The organism is Amycolatopsis sp. NPDC101161, from assembly GCF_044768185.1.
In the GTDB taxonomy this organism is placed as follows: domain Bacteria; phylum Actinomycetota; class Actinomycetes; order Mycobacteriales; family Pseudonocardiaceae; genus Amycolatopsis.
In genome coordinates, this window is record NZ_JBIWPI010000003.1 from 238,488 (window position 1) to 259,521 (window position 21,034).

The window sequence follows — 21,034 nt, forward strand, 5'->3', positions numbered from 1 at the left end:
TGGCCGGAACCCACCGGCCCGATCCCCAGGAGGTTCCCGATGTCCGACCCGAAGATCATCGCCGTCGTCGGCGCCACCGGCCAGCAGGGCGGCGGCCTGGCCCGCGCGATCCTCGACGACCCGGAGCGGCGGTTCGCGCTCCGGGCGATCACCCGCAACCCGGACTCCGCGGCCGCGCAGGCGTTGGCCGCCCGTGGCGCCGAAGTCGTCGCCGCCGACCTGGACGACGAATCGAGTCTCACGAAGGCCTTCGAAGGCGCGTACGGCGCTTACCTGGTCACGGCGTTCTGGGAGTACAACTCCGTCGAACGCAAGCAGCAGCAGGCACGCGCGATGGCCGCGGCGGCGAAGGCCGCGGGACTGCGGCACGTGATCTGGTCGACCCTGCCCGACACCCGCCTGCACCTGCGCGACGACCGCGTCCCGACGCTGCACGAGCGGTACAAGGTCCCGCACTTCGACAGCAAGGCCGAGGCGGAGGCGTTCTTCGTCGAGGCGGGCGTGCCCACGACGTTCCTCTCGACGACCTTCTACTTCGAAGCCTTCCTCGACTTCTTCCGCCCGGTCCGCGACGACGACGGCGTCGTCGCGCTGCACCTCCCGATGGCCGACCGGCGGCTGCCGGGCATCGCGGCGGAGGACATCGGCCGGACGGCGTTCGGCGTCTTCGCGCAGGGCCCGTCGCTGGCCGGCGAGACGATCAGCATCTCGGGGGAGAACCTGACCGGCGAGCAGTACGCGGCGGCGTTCGCCAAGGAGCTCGACACGGTGGTCGCCTACCGCCCGATGAGCGTCGAAGCGCTGCGGTCGGCGGGCTTCCCGGGCGCGGACGACCTGTCGAACATGTTCGTCTACTACACCGAACACGAAGCCGCGTTCGCCGGCGCGCGCGACCCCGAAGCGGTGCGGAAGCTCAACCCGCGGCTGCAGGACTTCGCGTCCTGGCTCGCTTCGCGGCGGGAGGCGTTCGAGGGGCTGTGACGGAATACGCGTCCGCAGCCGCCGGTTGCGCTCTGCGTGACCGATGCGGTGCGGTTCGAAGTCCTCGGCCCGGTCCGGGCGTGGCGCGGCGACGTCGAGCTCGAGCTGGGGCCACCCCGGCAACGGGCGGCGCTGGCGATCCTGCTCCTGCAGGAGGGCACGCCGCTGTCGCCATCCCAGCTGGTCACGGCGTTGTGGGGCGGCGCGGAGCCACGGGCGGCGATCGGCATGGTGCGCTCGTACGTGTCCCGCCTGCGCCACGCCGGCGTCCCGATCGAGTCAGCGGGAGGCGGCTACGCGATTCGTTCCGGTTCCGTGGACGTGACGGAGTTCCAGCGCCTTTTGTCTTCGCCGCGCGAGGCTCTGGACTTGTGGCACGGCACGCCGCTGTCCGGGGTGAACGGCGAGTACGCGGAGGCAGCGCGCGAGCGCCTTATCCAGCTGCACTTCACGGCCCGTGAAGACCTGGCGGCGGCGGACATCGCGGCCGGCCGGCACGTCGATCTGAGCGAGCTGATCGCCGAGCAGCCGTTGCGCGAGCGGCCGCGAGAGCTGCAGATGCTGGCGCTGTACCGCGCGGGTCGCCAGGCGGAGGCGTTGGAGCTGTTCGCGGCGACGCAGCGCCTGCTGGAGTCCGAACTGGGCCTCGACCCGGGCCCGGAGCTGCGGGAGATGCAACGCCGCATCCTGGCGGCGGACCCGTCGCTGGCGCCGTCGGCGTCCCGCCCGTCCCAGCTACCCCCGGACCTCCCGGAGTTCGTCGGCCGCGTGTCTCTCACATCAGCGCTGTCCGAGGCGCTGACCAATCCGCGAGCACCGCTCCCGGTGATCGGCGTCGAGGGCTTGGCGGCCATAGGCAAGACAACGCTGGCGATCCACGTGGCCCGAGCGGCGGATTTCCCGGACGGCCAGCTGTTCCTGGACTTGGCGGAGTCGGCGGACCCGCTGTCCGAGCTCCTGCACGGAGTCGGGGTAACGAACCTACCGGCGTCGCCGAGCGAGCGCGCGGCCCTGTGGCGAACCCGAACAACGGGTCGTCGGCTACTGGTGGTCCTGGACAACGCCCGCCCCGGCGACGACATCCGTCCCTTACTTCCGGGCCCAGGCGGCCCAGCAGTGCTGATCACGGCGCGCAGGCGTTTGTACGACGTCCCGCACGCCCACTGGACAAAGTTGGGCGCGCTCGACGTCAGCGAATCGGTGGCCCTGCTCGCGCACCTGGTGGGGGAGGACCGAGTGGCGTCGTCTTCGGCGGCGACCCAGGAGCTGGCCACGCGAACGGCGGGTCTCCCGCAGGTCATCCGCGCGATCGGAGAGAGGCTGGCATCCCGCCCGGAGTGGTCGATGGCGGAGGCGTTGCGAAGGGTGGGCCGCCCGGCCCCGGGAGCGCCGGCCAGGCCCCCGGAGTGCCAGGCGATAGAGCGGCCGTACGAGTCGGCGGTGGCGGAGCTGACGCCGTGGCAAAGGTTGGCGTTCGAGCGGCTATCGGCGTTCCCGAGGTTCTCGACGGCAACGGCGTCGGAGGTGCTGGACTTACCGCTCCAGGACACGTCGCTCCTCCTGGAGTCCCTGGTGGACACGCACTTGCTGGAGGCCGCTGGTTCCGACGGGTACGCGTACCGGGAGCCGGTCCGGTTGTTCGCTGAATCGATGCAGCCCCACCGAAACCGCCCGATGATGCCAGAGGCGGCGGAGGTGTCGATCGAGACCCCCCTGAACGGGCCTGGGGAGGCGCCGTATACTCTTTCTTCAGCAGGTCCGAGTGGCGGAATGGCAGACGCGCTAGCTTGAGGTGCTAGTGCCCTTAACGGGCGTGGGGGTTCAAGTCCCCCCTCGGACACAAAAACACGGGATATCTCCCGCATCGCAGAGTAACAGGCCCGCCACGGCGGGTCTTTCTGGCGTTCAGCCCAGGCCAGACTCGGCTACGCTGATCTTGACCGAGCCCTCCCCGTGCGACCGCTGTCGGGGAGGTGCGTCATGACCGGCGTCGCGCCGCTCACGTTCACGCCCCGCACCGGCAAACCTGAACCTGCTCCTGTACGGGCCGGAACCCTCGTCCCGCTGCCGATACCAGTGCTGCCGGACCTGGCCGCGAATGGGCAGCGGCGATTTTCCACCGCGCTGCTGGACGCCTCTGGCCGGATCCAGGACCGCGGCATCGTCACCGCCCTGAAATGGAAACCTGGTGACCGTCTGCTGATCACGCAGATTCGCTCGTCCGCGGTGATCTGGCGCCGCAGCGACGGTGTCTTCCGGATGACCACCAAACCGTATGTCGTGCTGCCCGCCCCGGTCCGCCACGGCTGCCGCGTGCTCGCCGGCAGCCGCGTCCTGCTCGTGGCCGACCTCGCCCAGGACGTCCTGGTCGTGCACCCCGAACACGTAGTGCACGCGATGCTGCGCGACTTCCACACCACCCTTGCCGCTGGGGAGGCGGACCAATGACCGAAACCACCACCACCACCACGAACCCCGCCGACCTCGAAGCCGCCCGCCTGCTGCTTTCGCGCCTGGGCGTCAACCCCGCCGACCTGCTCACCGAACCGGCCGAGAACGGCGACCGTAAACCCGTCCCGACGATCAATGACTGGATTCCGGTCGTCGCCGGGCTCGTCTCGCCCAGCACCGCCGCCTCCTACGGCTCCTACTGGAAGAAAGCCGAAGCCGCCTGGAACGGCCGCCGGATGGACACCATCACCGCCAGCGAGATCAAGACCCAGGCCGAGATCGTCCGCCGCACCGCCCGGGTCCGGCGCAACTCCCGCGGCGGACGCAACGCAGCCGAGAACTTCATCGCCGCCATCCGCTGCCTCTACAAGCACCTGGTCAACGACCAGCGCATCGATGACCGCAACAACCCGGCCATCCGCGTCACCAAACCGCGCCGCAACCCCTCCACCCGGCGCGGCCTGGCCAACGACCGGCTCATCGAGCTCTCCGACGTCGTGGCCAGCACCGGCAACGACCCGGAACTCGACGCGCTGATCTGCCGCCTGCACGTCGAGACCGCTTGCCGTCGCGGCGGCGCACTGGCCCTACGGCCCCGCGACCTCGACGACAAACAGTGCCTGATCCTGCTGCGCGAGAAGGGCGAGACCGAACGCTGGCAGCCCGTCTCGCCGACACTGATACGCCACCTGCTCGCGCACGCCGAGGAACGGGGTGACGGCGACCGCAATGGACAACTGCTGCGCTACGCCGACGGTCTGCCAATCACCAAACGCCGCTACGACTACATCTTCAACCGAGTCCAGAACGAACTCGACTGGGCCAAGGCTATGGGTGTCACCGCCCACTGGCTCCGCCACACCACCCTGACGTGGGTCGAACGTCGCTTCGGCATCGGTATCGCGCGCGCCTACGCCGGACACGCCGACAGCGGCAGCGACCTGACCACCACGACCTACGTCAAGGCCGACATCACTGAAGTGGCCAGTGCCCTGTCCGCCCTGACCGGGGAGCCACATCCGCTCGCACCCGCGTGACCAGCCTGCGGGGTGTTCGCGCCGCTGTCGTGTCGCGCGAACACCTCGCAGGTGTGGCCGTATGGCTCCCGGTGATCAGGGGCGGGAATTGGGCTGAACCTGAAGGGTGTCGTGGTAGGCGAGGACCATGTCGTAGAGGCGGCGCTGCGGGTAGATGACCAGCAACTTGTGCTCGAGCAGCGCGGCGAGGAAGACCTGGTCGCCGGCGCGCACACGGCAACGAGAACGGATCTTCGTGGGCAAGACGAGATTCAGCTTCGCCGGCACCCGCCGTCCAGCGGTCGGGTCCGCGGTGACAACGATCAATCCCGAACGTATGTCGTAGCGAATCGGGATTCCCGCAGACCAGCCGAGCAGCGTGATGGCTGCCTTCGATGCAACGGCGCCTGAGCCGTCGACCCGCACGAGGGCGAAACCTGCCGTCGAGTTGTCAACCAGCGGCTCTAGTGGCGGGACGGGAAGCGCCGTGACCGTGGAGCCCGTTTTGGATAGCGGTGGGATCGTGAGCGTCTCGACGATGCGGTCGGCGGGCTGTACGACATGAGAGCTGGACGGGATGTCGGCCGGAGTCCTGATAGCGCGAGTGCTGCTCGTCGCCACCTTCTCGTTGGCGCTGGACGGTGTGGACACATTGCCTCCACGTGCGTTGACGTGGGAGGGCGTCGGTCATCCAAGCGGATCACTAGTGTCAGAATGCCGCGCGATGGGCTTGACTGCCAACTCTGCACCGGAGCCTCAGTTCAACGCGACAACTTGAGTTGTTGGTTGTGCAGGGGGACGGTTCAGTTCGGCCGTTATCGGCTGCGGTCTCGACGGCTGGTCGAGTGCGCCAGCTTGTCAGGATCGTTCGAGCTGAGCGTGAGGCGGACACGCCCCAGGCATCTGAGTGCAACTCGCCCAGATGGTCTCGGCTGCTGCTTTCGTGTGGGCACAGATTTGGCAGTGAGCTTGGTACGCTGCAACGCCAAGGCGTACGTAGCCGGGGTGTGCAGGGAGCAGGTGGCGACGCTGCGGGAGTATTGGCTCGAGGTAGTGATTGTACTGGTCGGCCTGATCACGGTCCTCGCCTATGTCCTGGTATCAGGAATTGTGAATTGAAGCCATCGTGCTAGTTTCAGGTGACCTGGTTCGCCGCCAGGGCTGTACTTGTTCTTTCTGGGCGTCGGTTGGCCCGGCCGTTCCGTTTGTCCTATGGGTGCCTCGGAACGGCTGGTGATGCGGACATCGCCGCAGCCGCCAACGACGCCCTCGTCGTCATCCTGCGGTTCTCCCGCCTGCACCTCCTCGACGCGACCGGCGCGAAGGCTCCGGGCGAGTCGATCGAAGCTGGAATCACGCGGCATCGCGGTGCTGCTGAAGGGAATCCAGGACCACCATCACCACCTGCCGGCCACGACCGTAGCCCCTGCGCACCGTCGGCTACTTCCTCACCAGGCTCGGCGATGTCATAGTCCATGCGCGCTCTCACGTGGACCGCTCTCAAGCTCTCCGCTGTTGACGATAGTCTCGTTGTGGTCGCCGTTGACCAGCGCTCCGTTCAGTGTTCTCACCCGGATTTTCGACTTGCTGGTGGTGGGTCTTGCGGAAGGCGGCGCTTTGTTGCCGCCGGCCGCGGTGCGTGCTTCAGGTGATTCATGGGGCGCGAAGCGGGTGAAGATCGCCGATACAGCGCCACCGCTCACGGTCAGCAGCAGCGTCAGCACGCTCGACCATTTATCCGCCTCGTCCAAGCTGTGCAGCACGAGGAAAGCGGCGAGGGAAAGAACGGCGATCGTGGCCGTGGTGGCCGCGACGAAGTGCCTTGTCCGTGCCGACATGAGGTTCCTCCGCAACTTCGGGGTCACAAACAAAAACCGTTGTACTGGTTGATCGATTGATTCTCATGGACGTCTCCGACATGGCTCGGGGAGGTGTTGCGTTCGCAAGCCACAATACGCTTTCGATATCGTCGGATTTGACCGGTCTCGCCGGAGGTGGCGGGGGCGAGAGATCTACCTCTTCGCGAAGGTCCTGCAAGTTGCCGTCCATCAGAGTTCGGTTGGTTTCCGCCGTGAACTCGGAAACGGCCCGCGTTCCCACCCCGTCCACCACGGCGATCGCCTCGCCGAGCCGGACTTTCCCGCCGCGCGTCCGGGTAACGGGCCGGATCGCGCCGTTCGCGGTGAAGCTGGGATCCCGCAGGACTCCCATGACGTCGACCGTCCGGCTCAACGAGCGGTTGAAAGCCGGCTCTGCCGCCGGATCATGGAGGGCGCGCGCGAACTGCCCAATCAGGTCCGGTTGTCTGGCCAGTAGGCCCGGCAGCGAGACCGTGCCGATGGCGATCCTCCGCTCGGTCGTGGCTGAAACCCGGTTGTGGTCGCCGATCACCAGGGCGTTCACCTTGCCGGCCCACACGGAACGATTCCCGGTCGAGCCGTCCAAACCGGCCGGGAGTTTCGCAAGGGGTTCGACGACGATCGTGATGCACGGCAGTTCGGCACTGCCGTCGGGTTCGGGGAATTCCTCGGGAAGCGCCAGCAGCGGATGCGGTTCTGGTCCGTCGCCCGCACGGTCGATCCCGATCTCAGTGAAGCAATCGAGGGTCACCGGCGGCGGCTCCGGGTCCCGACTGATGATCGGCTCCGGCGAGGCCGGGGGCAGGGTGTACCAACTGAGAGACCAAGGCACCACAGCCTGGTCGTCGCCATTGTCGTGGTGGTTGATCGCCGGGGTCGGCCTGCTGCTTGAGTGATCCAAAGCTCCGCCACGGCCTCGGATCGGAGCATTGGCGGCACGTCGCCCGCGGCCCGGCTTCAGTTTCGAATGCTTCCTCGGCTTCGACTTCGATCGCGAGCGAAGATCACTGATCACCGGCCTGGCCAGCAAGAAGGCGAGGACCCCCGCCAGGCCCAGTCCGAGCAGGCCAAGCAGTTCGAGGGTGCGGATAGCCGCCGCCGTTATGCGCGGAAGATTGGCGAGAAACCACCCGACGATCTTTGCGATGCTCCAGATCGCCATGACCAACACGAATGATCCAGCAATTTTCTTCATGGCACTTCCGATCCGCCGCACGGAACCCACCACAAGAATGCCTCGCGCGCCCGCCAGCACAACTGATCCGATGGGGTGAAGCCTCCCGGTGCTGCCTCAGGCGTGCTGCTTCGCGGATTACCGGCGCCGGTCTGCTCGGCACCGACGCCCGGCTCGCTGGCTCGGTCGGCGGTCGTGGCGCGGGTGATCGCGAAGTCCGGGTTGATCGCCTGGAAGTAGAGCCACTCCTGCTCGTCCAGTTCATGCGACGCACGTACCGGACCGGTGCCCGGTTGGTCGCGGTGAGTCGACGGACAGGGCGTGGGCACTGATCGAGCCGCTGTTGCCGCCGCGGCCAATATCCAGGCGCGCACGGGTCAGCCCACCGTGATGTTCGAGCTGCCGCTGCTCTGGTAGCCCTCGGTCGCGAGGATCATGTAGTAGTTGAAGCGGCCGAGCCGCATGCCGGCGCGGTCCCAGGCGTCGAAGTGGTTGCCGGTGGTGATGGTGCCGCCGGTCCGCTTCTGCTGCCGGACGCTCCAGTACTGGTTGAAGGTCTTGGTCCCTTCGACGGACGGCGCGTTGTACCGCGTGGTCTCGTAGATGTCGTAGGTGCCGCCATCGCTGGTCACGGTGCCCTTGTGGGTCCCGGTCGGCCGGTAGCTGCCCCAGTTGTCGACGATGTAGTACTCGACGAGCGGGTTGGACGTTCAGCCGTAAAGCGAGAGGAAGCTGTTGCGGGAGGGGTTGAAACTGCCGCAGTAGTTCACGTTCCGCCGGCTGCCGTTGCCCCAACCCTTGCGGCCGACGAAGTTGTTGGCGTTGCTCCAGTTGGTCTGGTAGTTTCCGCCGGATCCGAGCGTCATGGAGACCGAGCCGTCAGCGGCGGTCCAGAAGGAGTAGTAGTACCTCTTGTTGGTGCCGGTCTGGTTGGTGGTGATGACGGTGTCGGCCCGCGCGACGCCGGGCAGGCTTCTCCAGCAGGAAAGGCTCGCCGAGCGGAACGACACCATCACGTTCACCGCCGTTCTGCTCATTGGACTGTGCCGGATAATCTCCTCGTAGAACCAAGTCGACGCGATCACCGCCAGATCCCCCTCCGCCGACGCCTCACGCAGCACACGCTAATGCAGCAACCGGAACGTATGGACGATCGCCTCCCCGGTTGTTCCGTGCGCGTCGTAACTCACCTCTCCCGCATGCAGAGCCGTGCGGAGGCGGATTCTTTCCGGCCGCCGGTGTGGCCCCGTTGTGCTCGGCCAAGGACGCCATCAACGCACCCGGCACCAGCTCGCTGAACACCGCTTTCGGGCAGTCCGCCGGCACCAGCACGAGCACGCCGTCACCGAGGTCAGCGCGACGGCAGGCCGCCCACTCCACGCCGCACGCCCGCAAGGCCGCCTGGACCACCCGGTAAAGGCCCGACCGCAGCATCAACCGGTGCATCTTCGTCCGGTCTGGCGCGGCGAAGCAGTCGATCACCAGTGCCAATATCGTGTGGTGCACGGGATCCGCGACGGGTTCCGGCGGTCCGCCGCGCCACCAGCACCAACTCCACGACATGAAACGATCGTGAACGGGGGTGGTTGACAGTTCGGTTGCCGGTCGCTGGACAAAACCTTGACAGCCGGTTGACCTGCGCCGAAACACCCCGTGCCGCCGGGTTGCCGTTCTGGGCGGGAAGTCCTCGCCGACCCGCCGGGGGAAGGATGGAGTCCCGGATCCTGGGGTCCGTGGAGCTCCAGCTCGGCGACCGGACGGTCGCGCTCGGGCGCGCGAAGGAACGCTCCCTCCCGGGTGTGCTGATGCTCAACCACGGCAAGGTCGTCACCACCCGCACACTCACCGAAGCCCTCTAGGACGACAACCCACCCAACCACGCCAGGAAAGACCTCCAGACCTACGTCCGCCGGCTGCGCGCCACCCTCCGCGACTCCGGCGTCTCCGCGCGGATCGTCACCCAGCACGCCGGCTACCAGTTCCTGCCCGAGGACGACGACCTCGACTACGCGCGCTTCAAGACCCTGGTCCACGACAGCGGGAACGCGCGGCGAGCGGGACGGCTCGACGACGCCGCGGCCGCCCTCCACGAGGCGATGGACCTCTGACGGGTCGTCGTAGGAGACTTCCCCGGCGTGGAGGGCCAGCCGGAGCCGGATGCGCTGCTCCGGCTGACGGGTCGCGTTGCGGGTCACGAGCTCAGCGGCGAGCGAGCCGGGGAGCAGGTCGGCGAAGAGGACCTTCGGGATCCGCGTGGGAGCGAGGATAAGAACGCCGTCCCCCAGATCGGAGTACCGGCATTCGGCCCAATCGACCCCGGCGGCGGCGAAGGCCCGCTGGACGGCTCTGTACATGCCGCGGCGGATGCTGACCTTGTTGGGATTGGTCCGGCAGCGCCGTCCGAACCCCTCGACGTCGACGATGACGAGGGTGTTGTGCTGGGGTGTCGAGTACGACGCTGCCTCGCTAGCCGGGTGATCGGTCTGCCGGACGATCCCGAGGGCACCCGGGACATGCTGCGGGCGGCCGCAGCCGCGAGTCCGCCCGCCGGGTAGCACCGCGGACGGATCGGCCATAGTCGTTCCCTTCGTCGGAACACCGGCCTGTGCCACGCCCTCTATGGAGGGAACGTGAGACGCTAACCCGTGTATCTGCCACACTATGAGCCCAGCCGAGTTAGGTGTACCGAACCGGAACGTCGTTTGGTTACTGTAACCGCAGGTTTGTCCCCAGTCCCTCATGCACGTGCAGAAGGTCGTGAATCATGGATCTTTCGAGCTGTAACGCGCACCGGCCCTCGTCCGACCACATCGGACGCTAGCGGAGCCCCGACGTGTCCACGCCGGCGTCGCCGGTGGTTGCCTCCTGGGAACTCGCGCTGCGCCTGAAACGACGCGAGCAGTTGGGTATCGAGGTCCGGGCCATCACCGAGGAACTCGGGTTCACCCGCAACTACTGGTCCGCGGTCGAGAATGAGCGCAAGATCCTCTCGCTGGAGAGTCTCACGCGGATCATGGAGCTGTTCGAGTTCGACGCCGAGGAGCGGGAGGAACTGCTCGCGCTCCGCGCGGCAGCCAAGGAGCGCGGCTCGTGCTCACGGTATTCCGCGCTTTTCGACGATGAGATTCAACGACTTTGCGGCCCGGAACTAGGTGCCCGAAGCCTGCGGGATTACGAGAATCTGTTCACCTCCGGAATGCTGCAAACCGCCAACTACACCCGGGCGATCATGTTGCCCGACGTGACCATGCGGCCAGCCGAAGGCGACCAGCGCGTCGAAGCCAGGCAACGCCGCCAGGCACGGCTCGCCGACGAGAACGACACATTGACCCTCACCGCGGTCATCAGCGAAGCCGCGCTCCGGCAGCAGATCGGCGGTCGGCAGGTACTCCGGAATCGGCTCGTGCACCTCGCCACCCTGATCGAGCAGTGTTCGGACCAGCTGGAAATAGGGGTGCTCCCGTTCACTGCGACCACGTGCGGGCTGTTCGGCGGTGCCACTCTTGTCCTTCTCGACTTCGACGACCCGCAGCTACCAACGTTGGCGTGGCAGGAAGCGGTAACAACGTGGGAAACCATCGACGATCCGACCCAGGTGAGGAACCTCACCCGCGACGTTTTCAGGACGCATGCCGGCGCGCGCCCTGAACAAGAAGGAAACGCCGCAAATGATCCACCATCTCACCAAGGAACTAGACTAAGGAAGCCGCTTGACGACGAAGCCCATACCATCCACCTCGTCCCGCCGAGGCGGATGGTTCAAGAGTAGGTACTCGAACGCTGGCGGTAGCTGCGTCGAAGTCCGGTTCAAGACCGGAGCAACTCTCGCATCACGTCCGTCGTCCGGCCACTTCGGACACTAGCCGGGAGACCGCCATGACACCTGATCCCGAAACGGAACGTGTGCTCCGCCGGATCACCTCGGACAAGGCGCGCTCTGCGCTGCGCCGACGCGTCACCAGCATGGACGAGAAACTGGTCCTGGCGGACTGGTCTGCGTCCGGGTTTACCTCGGCTGAGCTGATCGGCGTCTACCGCGCGCCCCGTGGCCAACGTCCGCACAGCGCGATCATCAAAATCACTTCGGCCGGGCAGGGGGACCGCGAGGAAGAGGCTCATCAGAGCGCGTGGTGGCACGCGCCCGCCGACTTCGCCCGCATGCATCTCGCCCGTCCGCTCGGTAACCCGATTCCCGTGGAGGGCGGCGAATGGATCTCCTTCCAGCAGGTCGCCGGGGGCGGCTTCGGGGAACTGGCACAGTTCGGCAAGGCCCTTCCAGACTGGGACGAGGCGGCGCAGACCTGCAGCCGCATCCTGGTCTCGGCGTCGACCGAATGGAACCCCGAATCGAAGGCCACGAAGGCTCCGGTGCGCGATCTGCTGAATGAGCTGGTGGGCCGCCGCGTGGCCAAGGGCGGAACGATCCGGGCGTGGGCCGCCAACATCCCGGAGCTGCTGGAGCGGCCTCGGCGTCTGATTCGGTGCGGCACGGCGATCCTGGTCAACCCGTTCGAGCTGCTGGACGATACCTCCGTCGGCGGTGCGACGGAGCTGCTCGTCTTGCGGGGACACAGCCACGGTGATCTGCATCCCGGCAATCTCCTGGTAGTCCGGCACGCGAACCCCGAGCGACTGCAGTACTGCCTGGTCGACCTGTCCCGCTACCGCCCGGACGGCTTGCTCGCCTGGGATCCCGTCTACCTGACGCTCACGACCGTCGCCGAGCGACTGAGAGACGGGGAACTCGCCAACCCCGCCCTCGAGCGGCTGCGCCGCTGGCTCGTGCGCCCCGACGAGCCACCGAGGTCGCCGTTGCCGGACCGAGTGGTGCAGGCGGTGATCCGCGGCTCCCACTTCGCCGAAGAACAGCTCGCGCGCGAGTACGAGATGCGCTCGGAATGGCAACGTCAGCGGCTGGTGTGTGTGATCGCCGTCGCCCTGATGCTGACCGGCCGGGGCGGGCTGCTCTCGCCCACGCACCGGGAGTGGTTCTTCTGGCTGGCCGCGGAGGCGGCTACCGAACTGGTGGGCGACACAGCGAACGCCGACGACGAACCGCTGCCACGGCCTGCGCGATTGATAACGGGCGAGGAGGTCGTCGATTTCGAACAGCGCAGTCGCGCGGCGAAGCTCTCGGACGCAGCCGGCGATTTCACCGCGAATCCCCGTGAAGACTTCTGGGCACAACTGGTCGGCGAACTCCGTGCCGCCCGGTTGGACGCGGGCGATCGGGCGACTTTCGCGGTCGACACCGAGGAACTGCTCCTGCTGCTCGGCAAGCCAAGGGGCCCGTCGCCAGCACATACCGATCGAGTGGAGAAGTACCTTCGCGGCCTGGCTCGCGTCCTTACCGACGCACTACGCCCGAGCGCAACCGACAAGGATGTGCGAGCAGCCGGTTACCAGGCCCAGCGCCTGCAGGGCTGGCTCCTGGACCTGCTGTCTTGACCGGCCGGGAAAGTGACGGGCAACGGCGACCGCACGGCGGACATCCGCGTGCTTCGCGCAGTAGAGACCATCTTGACCGAGATGCGGAGAGGTTGCCGGCCGAGGCAAGTCGATGCGGACATCAAACCATTACTCGACGAATTGCAGAAGGCCGAACGCGCCGTTGGAGGCCTGTCGAAAGCCAGGCAGACAGCTCAGCTGGAGATCGGCAAGAAGCTGGAGAAAGTACTCTGGATCCTGGACGTAACCGAAGAGCACGTCTCCGCCAAAAGGAGGACGATGGCCCCGGCCGAATACGGCCTCGAGCTCGTGAAATTCGTGTCGGCCCTGGCAGGTGCGCTTGACGAGGCCATCGAATTGGTCTCCTACAAGAGGAAAGGCTTGAGACCGTCGGAGGTGCGTCGGCAGACGCACTCGGTGACGATCGACCTGCCGGACGACCGGCGGATCGGCTGACTTCACCCGGCCGCGACGATGGCCTGGTGCTGCATCAGGGTCAAGGCTCGGTGAACCGGGTGGACGAAGAGTTCGCGGAACTCCTCTGATTCCTCGTAGGGGCCGACGAGGTCCGCCAGCTTGGGCAGCTTCGCGAGGTCCACCTCCGCCTCACCGGCGTGGACGCCAGGCAGAAAGTCCTCGTACTCGGTGAGCAGGGACCGCAGGCAGTCCCCCGCCGTCTTCAGATACCCGGCAAGCTCGCGTTGCGCGGGGAAGAGTTTGTCATCGGCCCGCACAACGTGCCGCATGGTCTCCAGGGACAGCTGGGCATCGAGGATCACCTGCAGCAACTCGTCGTACTTGGCCACCCGGACTCGGTGCCCGGCCAGGCCGGACCGGGACGCGAGCGCCTGCGCGCGCAACATCCGCCGCGCTCGCTTGACGACGTTGTACTGCTCGACCAATTCCCGAAGGTGCCGTTGCCGCGCCTCGCGCAAGACCAGCGCCTGATCCTCCTCCTGCCGGGTTTGCTGCGCCTTCAGCTCGGCTTCCCGGTTGAACGCCTGGAACACCAGCGTGACTCCGCCGCCCAACACCGCGACCAGAAAGAACTGCAAGACGATCTTGTACGCCTCCACGCCCAGCGCTTGTGTGGCGACGTCGTGCCGGAGGACGAGGAGCGCACTCGAAGCAAGCCCGAGCAGCACGACCACCGAGGTGGCCGCCGTGAGCCGACGCGACAGTTTGCTACGTGTGGGTTCAATGGTCATAGTGTATCCGGCGGAGACCAGGACGAGCTCGTCTACGACCATGGCCTCGGCACCGCGCCCTTGACGCGTCTCGGCGTCTTGCCCGGATCGGGCGGAAGGGCCCTGGCGATCCCGGCGCCGGGCCCTCGGCCGGCCTAGGCATGCCGGTGATCGCTAGTACTAAGGGCTGAGGCTACTTCGATCGAACAGCTGTGCAGCGTCACATTGCGAAGTCGAAGCTGAAAGTTGTCTGCTCGCCAGGAAAGGGTCGCGAGGGATTCATCCGTTGGCACTCGGCGATGCGCTGTATCGGCAGCGACACCATGAGCTCGTATCGGGATTCGCCGGTCTCCCTGCCAGGCATACACCATTGCGGCGAGTCCGGTACTGTGCAGCAGGGAAGACTCGAGCGTCGATACGCTCGATATTATTCCGATTTCCGTCGAGCAACGATTTTACGGCGGCGTCTGGTGCCCCTTACCTGCAAACATATCCTCCGCTGTCACTAGGCGGATCACCTAATCAAGCCAGGGGTCCCATGCCGTTGTTGATGGGGCCGATCCATTTTTGGTCCAGTGTGCGCCCAGAGATTATTGTCAGTGCCGCGCCAGTAGACGTAGGTGGCTCCGTTGTCGTCGACGCCGGCTGATGGTGCGGAGCCGAGGGGGCCTGCGCCGAGTGTGTAGGGGCCGTTGAGTGGTTTGCGGCCGTCGCCGAGTGCTTGCCAGAGGTTGCCGTCGGTGCCGCGCCACAACACGTATGCGCTTCCGTCGGCACCGAGCGCCGCAGAGGGCGACGGTGAGACGCTGCGTCGGTCCAAAGGGTCACGAAGTCCTCAGCTGACTGATTCAGCGGCGCGAGCTCCTCCTCGGATGCGCCCAGGGCGCGCAGGTGAGCCACAAGGTCAGGAAGCATCCCGACGTGCGCAACCCCGTCGGTGTTGATGTCGAACGTTTTTCTGCCCGATGACACTCCGATTCGCATCGCAGCAGAATCACGGTCAACTGCGTTGGCCAGTAATCGGCTCGCGGGTCAACTGAACCGGCTCAGCTAGGTCTTGGCACGGGGAGGCTAGGGGTCCTGAGCACCGGCAAGGTTCGCACGGTCAAAGATCGGCGCCGCCGAAGTCCGCGCCTTCGAGGTCAGCGACTCTGAAGTCCGCGCCGTCGAGCTGCGTGCCGCCGAGATTTGCGCCGCGGAGGTCTGCGAAGCTGAGATGCGCGTGGCGGAGGTTCGCGCCCGCCAGATCCGCGTGGCGAACGTCCGCGCTGGCCAGATCCGCGTCGCTAAGGTGTGCGCCTTCGAGGTCTGCGCCGCGGAGGTTTGCGTGGTCGACGTCCGCGACGCGGAGGTCCGCGCCGTCGAGGTGCGCGGCGGCCAGATCCGCGTCGCTGAGGTTTGCGTTGCTGAGGAACGCGCCGTGCAGGCAGGTCGAGCGTAGGTCGATCCGGGTAGTTGCGTCTCTCTGTGGGTCGCGACGGCCCAGCACGGTAAGGGCGGCTTGAACATCAGCCCTGGGGCGATCGGTGTTGCGGGTGCACCCCGTGCCGTTAGAATTATCGGCGTTGATGCTGGTGACGTACGAATGCCGAGAGGACCTCGATGATGGTCGGCTGGTCGCGTGGCGAGTCATACATCAGCCGCTCCAGTTCGTACACGCCACCCAAGCGGGTTTGCAGATGATCATCGCCCTGGGTGCCGATCTGATCAACCGCCGAAGCGTATCGCCCGGTGACCTGCCCTTGCTCGGCCAGCGCGTTCTGCTCGCGGGAGGTGGTGAGGGATTCCCCCGTGAACACCAGCGCCGCGAGCGCGGTGAACGCGGTGATCACGCTCGTCACCTTCGACCAGTCTCGTCCCCGCTTGCCACCCGCGGAACTGGCTGACGAGGTAGGCGGCTGCGGCAGGCCGGATCGTGTCCACCCACCAGGACCGGGCACCCACAGCGGCACCGGCCCAAATGCCGACGCCGCCGACGGTCTCGTGGAGCGCCGCCACCAGACGATCCCGACGCCCTCAGTCGCGACGGCGGCGACTGCAGGCCACCACAGGGCCCACCACGCGCCGATCGCAGCCCACCCCGGCCACCACGACAAGCTGGGCAACGTGACCAGTATTACCAGCGCAGCGAATACGGCCGCTGCCGAAAGCAGCATTATCGCGCCCCAGCACCGCCATCTACGCAGCTTCACCCGCTTACGTGTACCACTTGGACGTGCTGGCAGCTGTGCTCCGAACGGCGGACCGCTGAACGATCCCCGGTCGTCAAGACCGCCGGCATCACGAGCAGGGCTGGCGTCCGGCAGAGAGCGGACTCGACGGTACCGGTCCTCCCTGGCCGCCGGGGTTCTCCGACGCGTGCCGCACGCGATCCCCGTATCCGCGAACACCATCAAGGTCATCAGCAGCTTGGCACAGCGATGACGATGCCACCGACCAGGCTGAATAGCAGGGCCTCGCGGGCAGCAGGGGGCGTCCAGCACCGTCGAGTCGATCTCGACAATCTCCCTGGCCGCAGCGCCGTGGCCGCGCCGAGATGTGCAGGCCGTGCGAGAGCGCCGGGGATCCGAGCTGCTCGACTGCCATGATGTACAACTCGGTCAGCCATCACTCGGTCGAGACGTGCTTGGTGGCACGAGCGAGCCGGTCCTGCTGGGCCGCGCCGGTCATGCGGCGGCTGGCGCTGAAATTAGCTGGGGCGGCTGATATCCAGAACGTACGGACGGACGTGGGTTCCCCTTGGTGCCGCGTCTGCCTGCTTGTGCAGTTGGTTGGTGAGTTCCTGCACTGAAGGTGCGGTGGTCTTTGTCCAGCGGGCCGGGCGTTGGGCAGCGTTGACCCAGTAAACGAGGTAAATTCCATGCGTTGTTGCGGTTGGCAGTAGGTAGCGGTTGATCAGCTGGTCCTGCATCGCGGTGAATAGCTCCGCGTTGTTGACCAGCTTCGCTTCGATGATCACTCGTGCCGTGGCAGCAGGGGTGAGCGTGGGTGCGCTGGCCGTGAGGTCGATGCGGGTGCCGACGCCCGTGTTCTTCTTTCGGAGCACTTGTACTTCACGGTCAACGACGAGCTGGCCGTTGAGGGCCTCGTGGAGACGGCGACGAACCCAGTCTGACATGTCGTCCTCGGACTTTGGCGATTCTGTACTGTTCCAGAGTTCCTGGAATGCCCCGTCACCCTTGATCTGATGTTGTAGACGGTCCAGTTGGTGGATGACGACGTCGGAGAGGTCGGCGTCGTCGCGGACGAGGCGTGCGTCCGTGGTTCGGAGCAGGTCAAGGATGGCACGGGGACTTGTATTGGTGTCGGCGAGATCTGCTTGCCGAGTTCGTGCGGTTCGCAAGTATCGCGTGATGACGTGTTGGGCGAGTTTCGGGCGTCCATCCTTAAGTGATTCGAGACTGTCAACGTTGCCGGTGTCAGCCAGTCGGTGTAGAACGCTGTTGCGTATTTCGCGGGCGTTGTGGTTTGGCGTGAAGGACGCACCCGTGTACAGGGGCGGGTCCGTGTCGAAGGGGAAGGCGTCGAGGAGTATTACTGCGGCGCTGCTGAGGTGATCGTCGTCGAGTTTCGTGATATCGAGTCCTTGCATGCGGACAGCGAGGTCGGCGGGTGAGCACAGAGCGGATGCCAGGCTGTCGATCGCCCCGTTGGGGTCGAGTGTTGCTAGGAGCTGCCGCGCCGGCGAGGCTTTTGATTCGTCCTCGCCGCTGGCAAGTTGCCGGCAGGTTTTGAGAGCGAGGTCGGCCGGCGCGTGCTGGACCAGGAGGGCAAGGAGATCGCCGCTGAGTTCGGCGTCATACCTGGCGGCCGCGAGGCTGTCTGCGAGAGCGGGCACGATACCAACGGCGAGGTGTTCGTAGATTGCCGGTGCTGTGAGGTGATGTGTTTCCACGCTCAGATGGTCGAGGTGCGTGATCGCAGCTTCGTACAAGGTTTCGCGTAGTTCGGCGGGAACGTTGTCGAGGAGGTCAGTGCGTAGTGCGCTGCCTCCGTTGAGTGAGCCTTGGGGGGTGGCGATGATCGGGTGTAGCCAGCGTCGCCACACGGCCGACTCGAATGCTGCCGCGTGAGCCGGCGCGTGTCGCCCAAGCGTGGCAAGCAGGTGCACGCCTGCCCAGTCCGGCCAAGCATCCGCGAGCGTCGACGTTTGCTTGTGACACCAAGTCTCCGTGCGTGGCTGATGCCCTTGCACGTAATAGATCCCGGCTGCCTGAACCCGCTGCTGCTGTTGTGCGGACAAGAGCGGCCAGCCGGGGCGTTCCGTGAGGTCAGGGTGGAAGATGGCTTGCGGGTCGCGGGAGGGGGTAATAGCCAGCAGATAGGCGACCTCGGGGAACGACATCGGATCGGCGTCGAGCTGAGCAACCGCTCTCTCGAGCGCGGCTCGTCGATCCTCCTTGGCCTTGTCGGCCTCTTGCAGCTGGGACTTCCCGAGGGCAGTTGACTCTTGCGCCTGCGCCGGTGCAGGGGAGCTGATAGGCGTTGCTCCTCGCAGGTGGTTGGTGGCGGCGAACGCCGGATCCGTCGGCGGCATCCTGAGAATCCGGTCAGCGACCTCGACGGTTGGCTCCCGAAGAAGCTGCGGCAAGACCGCCAGCAGCGTGCCGGCTGCCTGCGAAGCCAACGTGGGAAGGACGTCGAGTAACCAGGTGACGTCGTCAGCTCGCAGCGTTCCGGTCACGAGTACGGCGTACGCGGCGTCCGGCCAGACCTCGGCGATGGCGACCGCCAGGTCGCGTCGACGAGCGTCAGGCCCGTCGCTCCACGGTGTCAGCTTGTTCCTGGGCAGCGAGGGAGATTCCCAGAGTCCTGTGCGGAGACTGGCGACCACGACTTCGGCGAGAACGTTGCGCAGCGCTGGTTCGGCGGAATCGGCCCAGGTTCGCTGGACCACCCCGATCAGCATGTCTTCGAGGTGGGAATGCTCATGGGGGATCTGGCGAGCAAACCACGCACTGAACGTCCGAAGGTCTGCGTCGGGCACGCGATCGACGACGGTTTGCAGAAGCCTCTCGTAATAGCCGCCAAGGACCCGGGGCTTGCTTGGACGCAGCGCGTGCGTCAGCTCGTCTGTAGAGAGGTGGGAGGGATACAGGACGTTCACGGCGGCACTGAAGACGTCGCTGTCGGGATCTTCGCTTGTGCTGCGATGCAGAAGCTCGCGTAACGACAGCCGGTCCGCGTCGCTGCCGAGCTTGTCCACGGCATGGATGGCGGCGCGACGCGCATAGGGAAACCAGGTCGCATCGAGACTGGCTCGCGCCAGCAACGCGGACACCTCGGTGCAGTTCCCGGCTTCGGCCAGACGCGCGATCCACCAGAGCTCCTCCGAGCTGCGGATGCCACCCGACAGGCGGGTCTTGAGCTGTTCGGCCAGCCCCGGATGGGCCAGACCGGTCAGATCGGTTCCCCACGCCGTCGACAGGCCGTCCGACGCTGCGGCGGTCAAGAGTCCTGTCACCACAGCCGCGCGTGCGGCGTCCGTCGGTAGCTCGACCGACGCCGACGCGAAGGTCAACGCATTGGAGGCAAGCAGGCCCTCAACCAGCCACGGTTGGAGGGCGGCCAACCACGCCGCGACGCCGGCGCGTTCTCCGGGAATCAGTCCGTTGCTGTGAACGCCCAGGAGAGCCGGAACCTGCCCCGGGGCGATTCCGCGTTCCACCAGGTACGCGGCAGCGAGATACTCGACGTATTGGCGATGCCGGAAGATCAGCGTGCCATCCGGGGCGGCGTCGAACAGAGCCGTGGCGAGAACGTCGCGATAATCGTCGGGTTCGACCGGCCTGGTTGGTTCCGCGGGTTCCGGGTCCGTGGGCAGGTCGGCGAGACTGAAGACGGTGTTCGCGCTCGAATGGGCAACGCTGAACAGAGTAGCCTCGCCAAAGCTTGCAAATGTGGCCAGTCGGCGGGCGATGCGGACAGCGCGATCCTGTGGCATGTTGGAGGGCCGTTTGTCGTCGGCTTCCGTAAGAAGGCGGGTTACTTCGAACTCGTTGGCTAGCGACGGATTGCGTGGCAGACGACCTTCGGCGCCCCAATACTTCGCCGTCGCGAGAAGCTGCTTCGGTGATGCGGAAAGCTTGCCCAGCTTGGCGTCGATGATAGCTTCGATGAATGCGGCACCGTTGATGTCGTCTTCGGAGGTGAGTTCGACCGCGGCGGCGCGGTCTAGAGGAAGTAACTTCAGTTCGAGGAAATCCTTAAGAGTGTGCTGCAGGATATCGGCCAGGGATACCCGCCAGGCGATAGGCCGACACGCTAACCGCAGGCGCAGTCGACCAGGATCGAGGTTGCCCAGCCTCTGTTCGAGCCAACGAAACACGCGTGCGGTCCCGTCGCGGGCTTCGTCCAATGAGTCCAGATACAGTGGAGTGCCGTTCTGAGCGGCCGCGATGAGTTCGTCATCCAGGACTTCGAGTGTCTGCCACGCCGTATCGAGGTATCGAGCTGCCGGCTCGATGTCAGCCAGAGCCTGGAAGGTGATGGTCTTGCCGGCTCCGCCTGCCGCGAACAGAACGTAGCTTGATGCGTCCGTGGCTAACTCCAGTACGGGGATCGGGCGCTGGTCTGCGTGCCACCACTCGCTAAGGTCCGGCACGAGGAGAAAGTCCGCGTCGTCGAGCAAAGGCCGGGAACCCGACGGCAGCACGAACCGCCGCACTCCACGCACCACCACGTTGGCCTCCATATCCAGATCTGAAACCGCCAGCCTAGACAATGGTCACGGCTCCCGGACGCGGTCCCAGCGGCAGTCGGCTGCGGTCGGCCGCCTCCAGGTGGCGTCGATCACGACGAGGACTGAGCTGTGTTTGCGCTGTTCAACGCCCTGATCGGTGACATTGCGTACGGAGCTGAGCGCCCTACGCTGCGGCAGCGTCACGACGAGGGTGACGTTGCCCGGCCCGACTTGAC

16 protein-coding genes, 1 tRNA gene and 1 pseudogene are annotated in these 21,034 nt (G+C 66.2%); 9 read left to right on the forward strand and 9 right to left on the reverse strand.

Annotated features, from left to right (window positions below):
- The first annotated feature begins 39 nt into the window (after positions 1 to 39).
- The 5 genes from ACIRSS_RS22995 (at position 40) to ACIRSS_RS23015 (ending at position 4,469) form a co-directional block, all read left to right on the forward strand.
- A complete protein-coding gene (locus ACIRSS_RS22995; protein ID WP_400898077.1) occupies positions 40 to 981 on the forward strand; it encodes an NmrA/HSCARG family protein in 942 nt (313 codons plus the stop codon).
- Positions 982 to 1,017: 36 nt separating this feature from the next.
- Positions 1,018 to 2,772 carry a BTAD domain-containing putative transcriptional regulator gene (locus ACIRSS_RS23000; RefSeq protein ID WP_400898079.1) on the forward strand — a complete coding sequence of 585 codons (1,755 nt, stop codon included), beginning with the start codon at positions 1,018 to 1,020 and terminating at the stop codon, positions 2,770 to 2,772.
- Positions 2,738 to 2,821 (forward strand) — tRNA-Leu (locus tag ACIRSS_RS23005). Before ACIRSS_RS23000 ends, ACIRSS_RS23005 begins: the two co-directional genes overlap by 35 nt.
- Positions 2,822 to 2,961: 140 nt before the next feature.
- Positions 2,962 to 3,429, forward strand: a complete 468-nt coding sequence (locus tag ACIRSS_RS23010; protein WP_400898081.1) for a hypothetical protein — start codon at positions 2,962 to 2,964, stop codon at positions 3,427 to 3,429.
- Positions 3,426 to 4,469 carry a tyrosine-type recombinase/integrase gene (locus tag ACIRSS_RS23015; protein ID WP_400898083.1) on the forward strand — a complete coding sequence of 348 codons (1,044 nt, stop codon included), beginning with the start codon at positions 3,426 to 3,428 and terminating at the stop codon, positions 4,467 to 4,469. Before ACIRSS_RS23010 ends, ACIRSS_RS23015 begins: the two co-directional genes overlap by 4 nt.
- A 75-nt stretch (positions 4,470 to 4,544) precedes the next feature.
- Here ACIRSS_RS23015 and ACIRSS_RS23020 read toward each other — a convergent pair whose 3' ends face one another.
- The 5 genes and pseudogenes from ACIRSS_RS23020 to ACIRSS_RS23040 form a co-directional block, all read right to left on the reverse strand.
- Positions 4,545 to 5,099 carry a hypothetical protein gene (locus ACIRSS_RS23020; protein WP_400898085.1) on the reverse strand — a complete coding sequence of 185 codons (555 nt, stop codon included), beginning with the start codon at positions 5,097 to 5,099 and terminating at the stop codon, positions 4,545 to 4,547.
- A gap of 815 nt (positions 5,100 to 5,914) precedes the next feature.
- On the reverse strand, positions 5,915 to 6,172 hold the full coding sequence (locus tag ACIRSS_RS23025) for a hypothetical protein (protein ID WP_400898087.1): 258 nt from the start codon (positions 6,170 to 6,172) through the stop codon (positions 5,915 to 5,917).
- A 10-nt stretch (positions 6,173 to 6,182) separates the two neighbouring features.
- Positions 6,183 to 7,502 (reverse strand): hypothetical protein, encoded by a 1,320-nt coding sequence (locus tag ACIRSS_RS23030; protein ID WP_400898089.1) that lies wholly within the window; start codon positions 7,500 to 7,502, stop codon positions 6,183 to 6,185.
- Between the two features lie 356 nt (positions 7,503 to 7,858).
- Positions 7,859 to 8,518, reverse strand: a pseudogene (locus tag ACIRSS_RS23035) (glycoside hydrolase family 11 protein).
- Positions 8,519 to 8,959: 441 nt separating this feature from the next.
- Positions 8,960 to 10,057, reverse strand: coding sequence for a hypothetical protein (locus ACIRSS_RS23040; protein WP_400898091.1), 1,098 nt, complete (start codon positions 10,055 to 10,057; stop codon positions 8,960 to 8,962).
- Between the two features lie 257 nt (positions 10,058 to 10,314).
- On the opposite strand from ACIRSS_RS23040, the gene ACIRSS_RS23045 reads away from it, so the two are divergent.
- The 4 genes from ACIRSS_RS23045 to ACIRSS_RS23060 are packed head-to-tail and all read left to right on the forward strand — an operon-like array spanning position 10,315 to position 13,385.
- Complete coding sequence (locus tag ACIRSS_RS23045; RefSeq protein ID WP_400898092.1) at positions 10,315 to 11,250, forward strand: Scr1 family TA system antitoxin-like transcriptional regulator; 936 nt, start codon at positions 10,315 to 10,317, stop codon at positions 11,248 to 11,250.
- Entirely contained in the window at positions 11,192 to 11,344 is a 153-nt protein-coding gene (locus ACIRSS_RS23050) for a DUF397 domain-containing protein (RefSeq protein ID WP_400898094.1), read from the forward strand. Before ACIRSS_RS23045 ends, ACIRSS_RS23050 begins: the two co-directional genes overlap by 59 nt.
- A 13-nt stretch (positions 11,345 to 11,357) precedes the next feature.
- Positions 11,358 to 12,929 (forward strand): hypothetical protein, encoded by a 1,572-nt coding sequence (locus tag ACIRSS_RS23055; RefSeq protein WP_400898096.1) that lies wholly within the window; start codon positions 11,358 to 11,360, stop codon positions 12,927 to 12,929.
- 12 nt (positions 12,930 to 12,941) lie between these two features.
- A complete protein-coding gene (locus ACIRSS_RS23060; protein ID WP_400898098.1) occupies positions 12,942 to 13,385 on the forward strand; it encodes a hypothetical protein in 444 nt (147 codons plus the stop codon).
- Positions 13,386 to 13,387: 2 nt separating this feature from the next.
- On the opposite strand, the gene ACIRSS_RS23065 is transcribed toward ACIRSS_RS23060, so the two are convergent.
- The 4 genes from ACIRSS_RS23065 to ACIRSS_RS23080 all read right to left on the reverse strand — a co-directional run bounded on the left by ACIRSS_RS23065 (position 13,388) and on the right by ACIRSS_RS23080 (position 20,810).
- Positions 13,388 to 14,137: a hypothetical protein gene (locus ACIRSS_RS23065; RefSeq protein WP_400898100.1), complete on the reverse strand. Its 750-nt coding sequence runs from the start codon at positions 14,135 to 14,137 to the stop codon at positions 13,388 to 13,390.
- Between the two features lie 1,084 nt (positions 14,138 to 15,221).
- Positions 15,222 to 15,605: a pentapeptide repeat-containing protein gene (locus tag ACIRSS_RS23070; RefSeq protein ID WP_400898102.1), complete on the reverse strand. Its 384-nt coding sequence runs from the start codon at positions 15,603 to 15,605 to the stop codon at positions 15,222 to 15,224.
- A 67-nt stretch (positions 15,606 to 15,672) separates the two neighbouring features.
- A complete protein-coding gene (locus tag ACIRSS_RS23075; protein WP_400898104.1) occupies positions 15,673 to 15,948 on the reverse strand; it encodes a hypothetical protein in 276 nt (91 codons plus the stop codon).
- An 857-nt stretch (positions 15,949 to 16,805) separates the two neighbouring features.
- Entirely contained in the window at positions 16,806 to 20,810 is a 4,005-nt protein-coding gene (locus ACIRSS_RS23080; protein WP_400898106.1) for a hypothetical protein, read from the reverse strand.
- Positions 20,811 to 21,034 lie beyond the last annotated feature (224 nt).